Origin of the sequence: Microvirga sp. KLBC 81, from assembly GCF_003075415.1 — a bacterium.
Taxonomy (GTDB): domain Bacteria; phylum Pseudomonadota; class Alphaproteobacteria; order Rhizobiales; family Beijerinckiaceae; genus Microvirga.
This window is the reverse complement of the sequence record NZ_QDAH01000038.1, coordinates 43,353-55,308: the sequence shown is the minus strand read 5'-3', so window position 1 is coordinate 55,308 and position 11,956 is coordinate 43,353. Positions and strand designations below refer to the sequence as shown.

Sequence of the window (11,956 nt, the reverse complement as noted above, 5' to 3'; positions counted from 1 at the left end):
AACAGCGGTGGAGTCGTCGTTGTTGTTCCAGCCCCAGCCGGCGTTCACACCGGCGTAGAACCCGGTCCAGGTGAAGAGCGGGGCCGCCGCCACGATCGGAGCCGGAGGAGCAGCACGGGCAGGGAGGTCCGCGGCCGAGGCAGCGCCGGCGAAGCCGAAGAGAGCGACGCTGGCGAGAAGAATCTTCTTCATGGTTTCTCTTTCCTTATCGATGTCATGCTCCGCCCGAACCAAGGATCCCCTGAATCGAACTGAGCACTATCCATTTATAGAGCGACAACCGGACGAGGGCTGTGACATGACAACCACAGCGACCCAAAGGTACTGTGGCAGCAATGTGGCGTTGAACTTGAGCTTCCCCTTATGGCCTCGCTGCACTCCACAACATACAACTAGGCTGTTTGTTCACGGCAGCGGTCAAAAAATGTCTTTTTCTTGGCAATGATCTCAACTAACGCTACGTCCTACCGTTTCAAGAGGTGAATGATGATTAAGAATGTCCTCGTCACTGGCGGTGCGCAGAGAATCGGCCGGAGCATTGTCGAGCGCCTCGCGCGGGAGGGTTATGGGGTTGCCATTCACTGCCGGAGATCAACCGATGCTGCCGACGAGATTGCCGCACGGATCAAATCGACCGGAGGAAAGGCTGCGGTAGTGCGAGGCGATCTTGCAGATGCTTCAGCCGTCGAACGCTTGGTAAACGATGCCGTGAAGGCGCTCGGCTCCCCGCTGACCCTTCTCGTCAACAATGCCTCGGAATTCGAGCCCGACAATGTCGAAACCCTCTCGCAGGATCGGTGGGATCGGCATTTCGCTGTGAACCTTCGCGCGCCCGCCTTTCTTACTCGTGATTTCGCGCGACAATTGCCGCCGGACGCGCAAGGCTCCATCGTCAATATCGTCGATCAGCGGGTCTGGAAGCTGACGCCCCAATTCTTCTCCTACACGCTGACGAAGGCTGCTCTGTTCACCGCCACGCAGACGATGGCGCAGGCCCTTGCACCGCGCATCCGCGTGAACGCCATCGGTCCCGGCCCGACCCTCGCCAATGAGCGTCAGGGGGATGAGGACTTCGCCAAGCAGGCCGGCGCCGTGCCTCTCGGCCACGGCGGCACGCCGGAAGAGATTGCGGACGCTGTCGTCTATCTTGCAGGAGCGCGCAGCGTGACGGGCCAGATGATCGCCGTCGATGGCGGCCAGCATCTCGCCTGGGAAACGCCGGACGTGACGGGCATCAAGGAGTGAGCGCAATCGCCGAGATCAGGCGTCCGTAATCGGGCTCCTTGCGATGCGTGGTGCGGCGGTAGCTGAAGAACCGCTCTTCATCGGAATAGGTGCAGAGCCCGAGATTGGTGAAGCCGCCGATCCCGGCTGCGTTCAAGCGGGCGCCGATGAAGCCGGGAAGATCGAACATCGCGTGATCCGGCTTCTCGGAGGGGCGGAAGAAGTGTTCATGCCCAGGCGCTACTTCCGCGAATCGCTGCACGAATTCCGGGCCGACCTCGTAAGCCGCCTGACTGATCGTGGGGCCCAGCACCGCGACGATCCGGCTACGCTCCGCGCCCAGGCGTTCCATCGCTTGGATGGTGGACTCAAGGATGCCGGTCACCGCTCCGCGCCAGCCCGCATGAGCTGCGCCGATAACGCCGCTCTCGCTATCGGCAAACAGCACCGGGCCGCAATCCGCCGTGGTGATGGCAAGCGCCAGTCCCGGCACCTTCGTCACCATGGCATCGGCTTTCGGACGCTCGGATCCCCAAGGGCCCTCCACGAGCACCGCATCCGGCGAATGCACCTGATACACGCTGATCAGTGCATCGGGTGCCATATTCAGCGTGTCCGCCATGCGGCGGCGGTTTTCCTTCACCCGTTCAGGCTTGTCCGATGAGCCGATGCCGCCGTTGAGCGAGGCATAGATGCCCTCCGACACGCCTCCTTGCCGCGTAAAGAACGCATGGCGGATTTTAGAAAACGTAGAGAGGGCGGGGGCTTGAATGAACATGATGCAAAACTTCAGGGCGCTGACGACAGGGGCGGCAATCCGGGAACGGCTTGAAGGCTCATATGGGTAATAGCGAAAACCTTAAAGAGCTCACCCATGCCTTTATCGCCGCGTTCGGTCAGGCGCGAGAGTGCTGCGTCGATGGCGACGGCTTGGGCTGGCGTCGCGCGCTTTTTCAGCGAAGAGGCGCGTGCATCGATGCCGAGCGCCTGAAGGAATTCTCCTTGAGTGCTGAGGCCGTGCACCTGAAGGCCTTGGGCCGAGGCTGCCTGCGCCAGCCGGTGAAAATCCACATGGGTCGTCAGGTCGGCCTCACCCGGTTCCTCCAGCGGATCGACATAGGTGTGCCGTTTCAGCGCCTGCAATGTGTCGCCGAAGGCAGGGCCCCAATAGCCGTAATCGATGACGAGCGCGGCGCCGTTATCGCGCGCGAGCCTGCGGGAGAGATCCTGCATGATGTCGATGGACAGGGCAGGCCATTCGAGCACGTCCCCGATGCGCAACGGCTTGCCGAGCGATTGCTCGGCCTCGGCGCGAAGACCGAAAATCAGGTGGTCATCTTCCAGCCCAACGAGGCGCTCGCTCCAGCCGCGTTCCGTCGCGATGAACTGGCGGATGGGAAGCGCGTCGAAGAACTCGTTGGCGATGAGGAGCATCGGGCCTTCGGGCACATCCTCCAAGCGCTCATGCCAATGGACGGGCAGGCTTGATGAAGCGAGCGTCGCTTGCTGCCGCTGCTTCAGGACGGGGCTCATCTCCACGAGGTGCACTTGCGCGGCGCTTCCAAAATCCGGCAGCAGCTTTGTGGCGCGAAGAAGATCGGCCATGAGAGTGCCGCGCCCCGGTCCCAACTCCACGAGGTGAACGGGATTGGGCCGGCCCATGGCATTCCACACCTCCAGCATCCAGAGGCCGATCAGTTCCCCGAACATCTGGCTGATCTCGGGCGCCGTCGTAAAGTCGCCTGCCGGTCCCAGCGGATCGCGCGTGGCATAGTAATGCTGCAGGCACAGGCTCATGTAGCGCTCGACCGTGATCGGCCCCTCAAGGGCGATCAGCTCGCGCACATGTTGGCTGAGTGACTTCATGCGGCTTCGGCGGCCTTGGCAGGCCGGGTATAGCCACGCGCTGCCATGACGATGAAGGCTGCGCCGACAACCGCCATCGGAACAGACAGCAGCATGCCCATGGTGATGCCGCCGCCCAGGCCCTCAACGGACGAGCCGAAGAGGAAGCCGAGCTGCGCATCGGGCTCGCGGAAGAACTCGCAGACAATGCGGGCAATGGCATAACCCAGCACGAAGATGCCGCCGAGCAGGCCCGGGCGCTTGAAGCCGAACTTGCGCGCGGCGACCGCCATCACGATGAACAGGATCAGGCCCTCGCCGAGAGCTTCATAGAGCTGGCTGGGGTGCCGGGGTTCGGGGCCTGCATGGGGAAACACCACCGCATAAGGAAAATCGGGGGCGGGGCGGCCCCATAATTCGCCGTTGATGAAATTGGCGATGCGCCCGAAGAACAGGCCGATGGGCGTCACCACGGCGGCCATGTCGAGCAGCGCCAGGGCGTTGAGCCCGCGCGAGCGGGCAAAGAGCACGAGGGCGAGGACCGCGCCGAGGAAGCCGCCGTGGAACGACATGCCGCCGCGCCAGATGGCGAACATCTCGAGCGGGTTCTGGAGATAGGCGTCGAAATTGTAGAACAGGACATAGCCCATGCGGCCGCCCAGGACGACGCCGAGCGCGACCCAGACGATGAGGTCATCGATGTCCGTGGGCTTCGGCTGAGGTGAAGAACCCCAAAGTTCCGCCTTGGCGGCCAGGCGCTTGGCGTAGAACCAGCCGCCGAGAAGGCCCGCCACATAGGCAAGCGCATACCAGCGGATCGCGAAGGGGCCGATGCTGAAGGCGACGGGGTCGAGAAGAGGAAATGACAGAGGCATGGCAGGCCTTGGATTAGCGGTTCGCCATTGGACCTTGTGGGGACGGATCGTCAACCCTGTTGCAGTTTTGCCTGAATGCGCCCACATCTGGCTTTCCCGGGCTTATAAGCCTCTCGAAAGGTGTGGACTTCCAATCATGGCTCAATCCTCCAATCGGATTTTCGATGAACTCGCCCGTCTGGCTACCGATGCCGCAGGGGCTGCGCAGGGCGTCCGGCGAGAGGTCGAAACCGTGGTTCGCAGCCAATTCGAGCGCCTGATCAAGGACATGGACGTCGCCACCCGTGAGGAGGTGGAGGTGCTGCGTGAGATGGTGCTGGCTGCACGCGCCGAGAACGAGCGCCTGGAAGCCCGCCTGAAGGTCCTGGAAGAAAAACTTGCCCAATCCGCCGCAGGCACCCCTTCTGCCTCCTAGCCTTTGTGGGTAGACACCCCTGCTTCAGGCGCATCCCTCCTGTTGTGGACAGGGTTGGAAGGCGCATTGTGACAAGGGTCAAAATCTAAGACTGTGATTCATGAGTTGATTCGGGCCTGCCGTGATAAGAAGCCTGGATGCTTTTGTGTATTCAGGAAGCTCTTCTCAAATATTGCTCGAGTTGATGCAATGATATTGCCTGGATGTGTTTACTGTAATTCAGGCGTTCGAGCTTTTTTTGGGTCAACATGTCTCAGCATCACATCGAAATCGATCGTCTGGAACATCCTCTCGACGTGGTCGAGCGGCTCGCTTCGCTGCGCCACTGGATCTTCGATCGTGCGGATGCTGACGAAATGTCGGTCTCCGTCGCCGGGCGCTGGGCCGATTACGACATCGCCTTCACCTGGATCGAGGATGTGGAGGCGCTCCACGTTGCCTGTGCCTTCGACCTGAAGGTGCCGGAGCGTCGGCGCCAGGATGTGCTGCAGCTCATCTCCCTTATCAACGAGCAGCTCTGGGTCGGCCATTTCGATCTGTGGAGCACGGAGAACGTCGTGATGTTCCGCCACTCCCTGCTATTGGCAGGCGGCGCGGACCCGACGCAGGGCCAGTGCGAGACCATGCTGCGCGTGGCGGTGGAAGCCTGCGAGCGGTACTTCCAGGCCTTCCAGTTCGTGATCTGGGCCGGCAAGTCAGCACGTGAAGCTCTCGACAGTGTTCTGTTCGAGACCGAAGGCGAAGCTTAAACCTTAAACAATAGACCGGCCTCGACAGGGCAGGGGGCCTTGTGAATAGTAGCGGCCTTCGCTTCATTCACATGCCGGAAGATTCCTATGCCCGCCAATCATCAGCACCTGCCCTCGTCCCTCATTCTCGTCGGTGCCGGCAAGATGGGCGGCTCCATGTTGGAGGGCTGGCTTAAAGTAGGCATGAAGCCTTCCGGCGTGACGGTCATCGATCCGCGGCCCTCGGAGGAGATGACGCGCTTCTGCTCGGAGAAGGGCATTGCGCTCAACCCCGCCAATCCGTCGCCTGCCGATGTGCTCGTGCTCGCCATCAAGCCGCAGATGCTGGAAGACGCCGCACCTGCGCTCAACGGCTATCTTGGGCCCCAGACGCTCATCATTTCCATTCTCGCGGGCAAGACGATCGGGAATCTGAAGGCAAGGTTGCCCGCTGCCTCGGCAATCGTGCGCGCCATGCCGAACCTGCCCGCCAGCATCGGGCGTGGCGCAACGGGGGCGGCTACCAATGCAGAAGTGAGCGAGAAGCAGCGCCTGATGGCCGATGCGCTGTTGTCCAGCAACGGCATCGTCGAATGGCTGCCGTCCGAGGATCTGATCGATGCCGTGACCGCCGTGTCCGGTTCGGGCCCGGCATATGTGTTCCACCTCGTGGAGTGCCTCGCAGAAGCGGGTGCCGCGGCCGGCTTGCCGCTCGAACTCGCGCAGCGTCTTGCACGCGCCACGGTGACGGGAGCCGGCGAGTTGCTGTTCCAGAGCGATTTGCCTCCCGCAACGCTGCGCCAGAATGTGACCTCGCCCGGCGGTACTACGGCCGCGGCGGTCGAAGTGCTCATGCGGGATCCCGACGGCCTCAAGGCCCTCATGCGCGAGGCCGTGGCTGCGGCGAAGCGCCGTGCGGAGGAACTCGCGGGCTGACAGATCAGGTAGGAGGCCTAGATCAATCGGCAGATCGCAGTTCAGGAGAGTGCCATGACGACGGACGCCCCGGTCGATAAGCGCAAGGCCATCATCGATGCGTTGATGAGGCTCGCCGCCACGCGCGCCTGGAGCGAGATCGAGATCACCGATATCGCGCGGGAAGCTGGCGTGTCGCTCGCGGAATTCCGCGACCTCTTCCCTTCCAAGGGAGCGGTTCTTGGTGGCCTCTCGCGCCAGATCGATCGCAAGGTGCTGGAGGAGACGACCGACGATCTTGCCGGAGAACCCGCGCGCGAGCGTATCTTCGACGTGATCATGCGCCGCTTCGATGCGCTGGAGCCTTACAAGGCGGCGCTCCGGCGGATCAATCGCGATCTGCAATACGATCCGGTCTCGCTTGCGGCGCTCCGTCAGGTTGCCGTCAATTCCATGCGTTTCATGCTGGCTGCCGCAGGCATCAGTACGGAAGGGCCGCTCGGCGCGCTCAAACTCCAGGGCGCGGTGCTCGTTTACGCCAACACGATGCGCACATGGCTTGAGGACGACGATCCGGCTCTCGCCAAAACAATGGCGCGTCTCGATCGCGAGTTGCGGCGCGGCGAGCGCGTGCTGGAGAGAGCCGATGATCTGCGTCGTCTCACGGCACCTTTGCGCGCACTTGGACGGGCCCTCATGGAAGGTCGCCGCTCGCCGCGCCGTGAGCGGCAGGAAACCGACGAGGGCGATGCGGACAATCCCGCAGCAGCAATCTAATCGAAAACGGGGGTATCATGGACCAGGCACAATCGCTGACACCAACGATTACGTTCGACGACTTTCTGAAAGTCGATATCCGTGTTGGCCGCATCGTCGCTGCCGAGCCGTTCCCGCAGGCTCGCAAGCCTGCCTTCAAGCTCACTATCGATTTCGGCCCCGAGATCGGCACCAAGCGCTCGTCCGCGCAGATCACGGTGAATCACACGAGCGAGGGACTCGTCGGCTCGCTGGTGCTCGCAGTGGTCAATTTCCCGCCGCGCCAGATCGGCCCCTTCATGTCGGAGGTTCTGACGCTCGGCGTGCCGGATGCGAACGGCGACGTCATGCTTATTCGTCCTGATCGGGACGTGCCGATCGGTGGGCGGCTTTATTGAAAGTTCGTCCTGTCCCACCTCCACGTCATCACCGGCCTTATGCCGGTGATCTCGATTGGGAAAGGCGCCGCGCTTTTCCGCATCGGGATGGCCGGGACTGATTCCCGGATCAAGTCCGGGGACGGCTATGACAAGGTGAGTGTCGTCAGGCCGGCAACCGCACTGTTGCGCGCAAACCGCCGAGCGGGCTGTCGCCTAGCGTGATATCGCCGCCATGAGAGCGGGCGATATCACGCGCGATTGCGAGGCCCAGGCCTGAGCCGCCCTCATCCTGGTTGCGCGCTTCGTCGAGACGCACGAAAGGTTTGAATACTTCCTCGCGCATGTCGGGCGGAATGCCTGGGCCGTCATCGTCCACATGCAGAATAAGCCAGCGCGTTTCGTGATTGGCGGTGATCGCAATCCGCTCTCCATGGCGTGCGGCGTTGGAGACGAGATTGAAGAGAAGGCGGCGGAACGCATCAGGACGAACGATGATGATCGGATCGCCGACGATATCGAGTTCCGTCACATGACCCTGGCGCTCGGCATCGGATTGCGCCTCTTCGAGAAGCTGGCGCAGATCCGTCTCGCTGGCCTGCTCGCCCGCATCGCCTCCTTCGCCACGCGCAAAGGCAAGATAACCCTCGAGCATGCGGCTCATCTCGTCGACATCTCGCTTGAGATCCTCGACCTCGGGTGTTGGCTGCATGAGCGCAAGCGATAGCTTGAAGCGGGTGAGGATGGTGCGCAGATCGTGGCTGACGCCGTTGAGCATCGTCGTGCGTTGTTCGATGTTGCGCTCGATGCGCCGCTTCATTTCGAGGAAGGAGTATCCGGCCTGGCGCACCTCGCGTGCGCCGCGCGGGCGGAACTCGATCTCACGTCCCATGCCGAGCGCTTCCGCCGCTTCTGCAAGGCGCAGGATCGGCCTGATCTGATTGCGCAGGAACAGGATGGCGATGCCGAGCAAAACGAAGGATGAGCCGCCCATCCATACGAGGAAAATGTGCGAGTTCGAGGCATAGGCCTGGCTGCGCCGTGCGAGCACCCGCATGACGGTGTTCTGGTTGAGCTTGACGCGAATCTCCACGTAGTTCGAGCGTCCGACGGTATCCAGCCAATAGGGCCGGTCGATCTGGCGGCGCAGCTCGTTGGAGAGGGTCTCGTCCAGAATCGAGAAGAATGGCTTCGGGCCAGGTGGCGGCAGATCGGTGTTGTGCAGGATGTCCACGTCGAGCTGCAGGCTGTCGGATGCGATGCGCGTAAGCGTCGTTGCTTCCCTGTCCTGCGGATAGCTTTCGTAGATCTGGATGAGGGCTGCGATATCTGCTGTGACGGCCGAGGAGAGACGGCGCGTCACCAGCTCGTAATGCCGCTCCATGAACACGTAAGCGACGACGGATTGCAGCAGGATCACCGGCGCGATGATGATGATAAGCGCGCGCGCATAAAGCCCCTTTGGCAGAAATCGGCTGAACCAGCGTGCCGCGCGATCGAGCGGCGTGTAGTGAAGGACCGCGCCAATCTTCATCGGTCAATCACGAGGCGATAGCCGATGCCGCGCACGGTCTGCAGGAAGATCGGATTGGCCGGATCGTTCTCGATCTTGCGGCGTAGGCGATTGATCTGCACGTCCACAGTGCGCTCGTTCGCGGCTGCACCATTGCCGGCCAATGCCTCGCGTGGAACGTTGTCGCCTGTTGCTGATCCCAAGATCGTCAGGATCTCGCGCTCGCGCTCGGTGATGCGCACGATGTCATCGCCGCGCCGCAGCTCGCCACGATCGAAGCGATACGAGAAAGGGCCGAAATAGATGACTTCAGGCACATCGCCGCTCGGTGCACCCGCCGCGGGCAAGGCGCGCTTGAGGATGTTGCCAAGACGCAAAAGCAGCTCGCGCGGCTCGAAGGGCTTGGGCAGGTAATCGTCCGCGCCGATCTCGAGGCCTTTGACCCGGTCGGACGTATCGGACCGGGCCGTGAGCATGAGAATTGGAACCTGCGAGTTTTCCCGGATGCTGCGCGCGTAGTCGAAGCCGGACTCGCCGGGCATCATCACGTCGAGCACGAAGGCGTCGAACAGGAAGCTCTCGGCTTTGGACCGAGCTTCCGCCGCGCTGGCCGCCGCCGTCACGCGATAGCCATTCTCGGTCAGGAATCGGGTGAGGAGGTCGCGCAGGCGCCGGTCGTCATCCACCACGAGAACGTGGGGGGCGTGGTCGGGAATGTCGATGCGGGGTGCTTCCATGGGCTCCGGGGCGCTTGTTCAAGGGCCCCCTGCTTTATCAGGTTTTGTCCGGCCCGAATACGAGGTGCTTCACATGCTCACGGTCGTCGGGGTCGATGAGGCACAGGAGGTATTGGCTGATCGCCTCCTTGGCCTGCGGTTCCGCACCCGACAGCGCGCGCATGATGCGGCGGGTCTGGAGCTTGGCGAGCTTCAAGGCGAGATCATGACCTTGGGGCGTGGCATGGAGCAGCCGCTGACGCCGGTCGGCGGTCCCCATCCGGCTCTCGATGAAGTTCTTCTCGATCAGCTCCTTGAGGACGCGGTTGAGGCTCTGTTTCGTGATCCTCAAGATATCCAGAAGCTCGGCAATCGTCAGGCCTGGCTGGCGGCTGACGAAATGCAGGACCCGGTGATGCGCCCGGCCAAAGCCATATTCGTCCAGGATCCTGTCCGGATCGCTGACGAAGTCGCGATAGGCGAAGAAAAACAGCTCGATCAGGTCATAGGCCGGCATCTCGGCCAGGATGTCCCTGTCGAGGCTCTGTTCGGGGGCCTGGGGTTTGAAAGCCGGGATCGCGTCTGGCACCGTCCTTATCCAATTTTATGTCAGCCTTGTTGACATATCTCAGGACGATTGTTACTCGTCAAGCGGCTTTCGTGAAATGAATGAAACTGAAATGGCACGGAAGCGACCGGAAATTACACGGCCCCGGTTGCCACAGAGGTCGACAGTAAAGGAGAAAACGATGTCCGCGACCCCTTTCGATCAACGTGATGGTTGGATTTGGTACGACGGGCAACTCGTACCCTGGAAGGATGCCAAGCTCCACGTCCTCTCGCACGGCCTCCACTACGGCTCGAGCGTGTTCGAGGGCGAGCGCGCCTATGGGGGCGAGATCTTCAAGTCGACTGAGCATTCCGAGCGCCTGAAGAAGTCCGCCCAGATTCTCGATTTCGAGATCCCCTATACGGTGGCCGAGATCGATGCCGCCAAGCGCCTCGTTTTGGAGAAGAACGGCCAGACGGATGCCTATCTGCGTCCGGTTGCCTGGCGCGGCTCGGAGATGATGGGCGTGGCCGCTCAGACCAACAAGATCCATCTCGCCATCGCCTCCTGGGAATGGCCGAGCTATTTCGATCCGGCCCAGAAGATGAAGGGCATCCGCATCGACATCGCGGAATACCGCCGTCCCGATCCGGCGACTGCTCCGTCGGCCGCGAAGGCTGCGGGTCTCTACATGATCTGCACCATCTCGAAGCATAAGGCGGAACGCAACGGCTATGCCGATTCCCTCATGCTCGACTGGCAGGGCCGCGTTGCCGAATGCACCGGCGCCAATGTGTTCTTCGTGAAGGACGGTGTGGTCCATACTCCCATCGCCGATTGCTTCCTCGATGGCATCACCCGCAAGACGGTGATCGAACTCGCCAAGCGCCGGGGCCTCGAAGTGGCCGAGCGCCGGATCATGCCGGAGGAGCTCTCGAGCTTCCAGGAATGCTTCATCACCGGCACGGCGGCGGAAGTCACGCCCGTGTCCGAGGTCGGCCCCTACACCTACACGCCGGGCAGCATCACCAAGACGCTGATGGACGACTACACGGCCGAGGTGCAGCCCAAGGCCAGGGCCGCTTGAAGCCTCTCATATCCATGCGTCTCGTCATGCCCGGCCTTGTGCCGGGCATCCACGTTTTTAAGCCTCAGTGCCTCCTAAGACGTGGATCCCCGGGACAAACCCGGGGATGACGGTGGAAGGCTATGTTCTTCCTCAAAAATCCTCAGCGTCGGGAATGCGGTTGAAGGCGATCTTCGCTCCCGCATAGCCGCCAGGGATGTCGACCCAGGGCCCGAAGTGCAGAAGCGTCTGCCCATGGCTGGTGTTGAGCCGGTCGGCGATGACGGACAGATATTCCATGCTTGATGCCGAGCGCCTTCGCCTTGCGACTGACGGCAATCAGTCCCGTATGTTCGGAATCGACCGGAATAACTCCGATAGGCCGGCCGCGAAGATGCGGCTGTAGGTGCTACTCAGCACTGGCAAAGAAGGTATCGAAATCGACATAAAGCCGCTCCAGGCCCGCTGGCCTGCGTATGGTTGCTCACCGGTCTTTCTGTGGGGCGAACGAACAGAGAACATAAGCCTAGCCATAAGTCGAGCACTCAACCTGTGGATAATGGGGACGAGTCGCCGGGGGTAGCCCGTCTTTCCGTATGGGAACCAAGGGCCTGATTCCGATGTTCTCATTTCAGAACAAAAAGCGAACAATAGGAGTCTCACATGTCGTCGAGAAACCCAGCCTCCCACCACGGCCCTCATAAGCGTAAGCACGCGGCAGAGACTGATAATCCAAAGGTCAATCCAGATGCCACGGGCAACCGGGTCAAAGATCCGGAAGATTGGGTGACGGGTCACGAACCCATGACGGAGGCCCAAGCGTCCTACCTTAAAACCCTCTCCGAGCAGGCGCATGATCCGAAGGCCTTCGACCCTGACCTCGACAAGGCCGAGGCGTCGAAGCGCATCGATCAGCTCAAGAAGGGCAAGGGCCACTGAGCTTCTCCGGACCAATCTGACCCGCATGGCGTCGCGA

General features: G+C 61.8%; 15 protein-coding genes and 1 pseudogene. 8 read left to right on the top strand and 8 right to left on the bottom strand.

Translation table 11 applies throughout. From position 1 onward, the window contains the following. Nucleotides 1-192: pseudogene (locus tag DC522_RS20590) on the bottom strand (porin family protein); the annotation flags it as partial. A gap of 294 nt (nucleotides 193-486) precedes the next feature. Between DC522_RS20590 and DC522_RS20585 the strand changes: the two are divergent. Then, nucleotides 487-1,245 carry an SDR family oxidoreductase gene (locus DC522_RS20585; RefSeq protein WP_116530519.1) on the top strand — a complete coding sequence of 253 codons (759 nt, stop codon included), beginning with the start codon at nucleotides 487-489 and terminating at the stop codon, nucleotides 1,243-1,245. On the opposite strand, the gene pgeF is transcribed toward DC522_RS20585, so the two are convergent. Genes pgeF through lgt form a run of 3 tightly spaced genes read right to left on the bottom strand, consistent with a single transcriptional unit; the run spans nucleotide 1,235 to nucleotide 3,944 of the window. After that, a complete protein-coding gene (gene pgeF / locus DC522_RS20580; RefSeq protein ID WP_116530510.1) occupies nucleotides 1,235-2,002 on the bottom strand; it encodes a peptidoglycan editing factor PgeF in 768 nt (255 codons plus the stop codon). The genes DC522_RS20585 and pgeF overlap by 11 nt on opposite strands. 11 nt (nucleotides 2,003-2,013) lie before the next feature. Then, nucleotides 2,014-3,090, bottom strand: coding sequence for a class I SAM-dependent methyltransferase (locus tag DC522_RS20575; RefSeq protein WP_116530509.1), 1,077 nt, complete (start codon nucleotides 3,088-3,090; stop codon nucleotides 2,014-2,016). Then, nucleotides 3,087-3,944: a prolipoprotein diacylglyceryl transferase gene (gene lgt / locus DC522_RS20570; protein ID WP_116530508.1), complete on the bottom strand. Its 858-nt coding sequence runs from the start codon at nucleotides 3,942-3,944 to the stop codon at nucleotides 3,087-3,089. The genes DC522_RS20575 and lgt overlap by 4 nt, the downstream gene beginning before the upstream one ends. A gap of 136 nt (nucleotides 3,945-4,080) precedes the next feature. Here lgt and DC522_RS20565 point away from each other — a divergent pair, with 136 nt between their 5' ends. The 5 genes from DC522_RS20565 (at nucleotide 4,081) to DC522_RS20545 (ending at nucleotide 7,156) form a co-directional block, all read left to right on the top strand. Further along, complete coding sequence (locus DC522_RS20565) at nucleotides 4,081-4,359, top strand: accessory factor UbiK family protein (RefSeq protein WP_116530507.1); 279 nt, start codon at nucleotides 4,081-4,083, stop codon at nucleotides 4,357-4,359. Nucleotides 4,360-4,607: 248 nt separating this feature from the next. Beyond that, nucleotides 4,608-5,108, top strand: coding sequence for a YbjN domain-containing protein (locus tag DC522_RS20560; protein WP_116530506.1), 501 nt, complete (start codon nucleotides 4,608-4,610; stop codon nucleotides 5,106-5,108). An 87-nt stretch (nucleotides 5,109-5,195) separates the two neighbouring features. Next, nucleotides 5,196-6,023, top strand: a complete 828-nt coding sequence (gene proC / locus DC522_RS20555; protein ID WP_116530505.1) for a pyrroline-5-carboxylate reductase — start codon at nucleotides 5,196-5,198, stop codon at nucleotides 6,021-6,023. 54 nt (nucleotides 6,024-6,077) lie between these two features. Then, a complete protein-coding gene (locus DC522_RS20550) occupies nucleotides 6,078-6,779 on the top strand; it encodes a TetR/AcrR family transcriptional regulator (RefSeq protein WP_116530504.1) in 702 nt (233 codons plus the stop codon). A 17-nt stretch (nucleotides 6,780-6,796) separates the two neighbouring features. Beyond that, complete coding sequence (locus DC522_RS20545) at nucleotides 6,797-7,156, top strand: tRNA-binding protein (protein WP_116530503.1); 360 nt, start codon at nucleotides 6,797-6,799, stop codon at nucleotides 7,154-7,156. A 145-nt stretch (nucleotides 7,157-7,301) separates the two neighbouring features. Here DC522_RS20545 and DC522_RS20540 read toward each other — a convergent pair whose 3' ends face one another. Genes DC522_RS20540 through DC522_RS20530 form a run of 3 tightly spaced genes read right to left on the bottom strand, consistent with a single transcriptional unit; the run spans nucleotide 7,302 to nucleotide 9,953 of the window. Then, entirely contained in the window at nucleotides 7,302-8,669 is a 1,368-nt protein-coding gene (locus DC522_RS20540; RefSeq protein ID WP_116530502.1) for an ATP-binding protein, read from the bottom strand. Then, complete coding sequence (locus DC522_RS20535) at nucleotides 8,666-9,385, bottom strand: response regulator (RefSeq protein ID WP_116530501.1); 720 nt, start codon at nucleotides 9,383-9,385, stop codon at nucleotides 8,666-8,668. Before DC522_RS20535 ends, DC522_RS20540 begins: the two co-directional genes overlap by 4 nt. A gap of 37 nt (nucleotides 9,386-9,422) precedes the next feature. After that, nucleotides 9,423-9,953, bottom strand: coding sequence for a MarR family winged helix-turn-helix transcriptional regulator (locus DC522_RS20530; RefSeq protein ID WP_371680093.1), 531 nt, complete (start codon nucleotides 9,951-9,953; stop codon nucleotides 9,423-9,425). Between the two features lie 160 nt (nucleotides 9,954-10,113). Between DC522_RS20530 and DC522_RS20525 the strand changes: the two genes are divergently transcribed. Next, nucleotides 10,114-11,001 (top strand): branched-chain amino acid aminotransferase, encoded by an 888-nt coding sequence (locus tag DC522_RS20525; RefSeq protein ID WP_116530500.1) that lies wholly within the window; start codon nucleotides 10,114-10,116, stop codon nucleotides 10,999-11,001. Nucleotides 11,002-11,133: 132 nt separating this feature from the next. Here the strand turns inward: DC522_RS20525 and DC522_RS34960 are convergent, their stop codons facing one another. Then, a complete protein-coding gene (locus DC522_RS34960; protein ID WP_165820230.1) occupies nucleotides 11,134-11,280 on the bottom strand; it encodes a hypothetical protein in 147 nt (48 codons plus the stop codon). Nucleotides 11,281-11,643: 363 nt separating this feature from the next. Between DC522_RS34960 and DC522_RS20515 the strand changes: the two genes are divergently transcribed. Further along, nucleotides 11,644-11,919 (top strand): DUF3072 domain-containing protein, encoded by a 276-nt coding sequence (locus tag DC522_RS20515; protein WP_116530499.1) that lies wholly within the window; start codon nucleotides 11,644-11,646, stop codon nucleotides 11,917-11,919. Nucleotides 11,920-11,956: the final 37 nt, after the last annotated feature.

Excerpts from the sequence above, each read along its gene's own strand:
- DC522_RS34960 (WP_165820230.1), bottom strand. The coding sequence starts at position 11,280 with ATGGAATATCTGTCCGTCATCGCCGACCGGCTCAACACCAGCCATGGG.
- DC522_RS20535 (WP_116530501.1), bottom strand. The coding sequence starts at position 9,385 with ATGGAAGCACCCCGCATCGACATTCCCGACCACGCCCCCCACGTTCTC.
- proC (WP_116530505.1), top strand. The coding sequence starts at position 5,196 with ATGCCCGCCAATCATCAGCACCTGCCCTCGTCCCTCATTCTCGTCGGT.
- DC522_RS20540 (WP_116530502.1), bottom strand. The coding sequence starts at position 8,669 with ATGAAGATTGGCGCGGTCCTTCACTACACGCCGCTCGATCGCGCGGCA.
- DC522_RS20525 (WP_116530500.1), top strand. The coding sequence starts at position 10,114 with ATGTCCGCGACCCCTTTCGATCAACGTGATGGTTGGATTTGGTACGAC.
- DC522_RS20515 (WP_116530499.1), top strand. The coding sequence starts at position 11,644 with ATGTCGTCGAGAAACCCAGCCTCCCACCACGGCCCTCATAAGCGTAAG.
- DC522_RS20560 (WP_116530506.1), top strand. The coding sequence starts at position 4,608 with ATGTCTCAGCATCACATCGAAATCGATCGTCTGGAACATCCTCTCGAC.
- pgeF (WP_116530510.1), bottom strand. The coding sequence starts at position 2,002 with ATGTTCATTCAAGCCCCCGCCCTCTCTACGTTTTCTAAAATCCGCCAT.
- DC522_RS20565 (WP_116530507.1), top strand. The coding sequence starts at position 4,081 with ATGGCTCAATCCTCCAATCGGATTTTCGATGAACTCGCCCGTCTGGCT.
- DC522_RS20585 (WP_116530519.1), top strand. The coding sequence starts at position 487 with ATGATTAAGAATGTCCTCGTCACTGGCGGTGCGCAGAGAATCGGCCGG.
- DC522_RS20545 (WP_116530503.1), top strand. The coding sequence starts at position 6,797 with ATGGACCAGGCACAATCGCTGACACCAACGATTACGTTCGACGACTTT.
- DC522_RS20575 (WP_116530509.1), bottom strand. The coding sequence starts at position 3,090 with ATGAAGTCACTCAGCCAACATGTGCGCGAGCTGATCGCCCTTGAGGGG.
- DC522_RS20550 (WP_116530504.1), top strand. The coding sequence starts at position 6,078 with ATGACGACGGACGCCCCGGTCGATAAGCGCAAGGCCATCATCGATGCG.
- lgt (WP_116530508.1), bottom strand. The coding sequence starts at position 3,944 with ATGCCTCTGTCATTTCCTCTTCTCGACCCCGTCGCCTTCAGCATCGGC.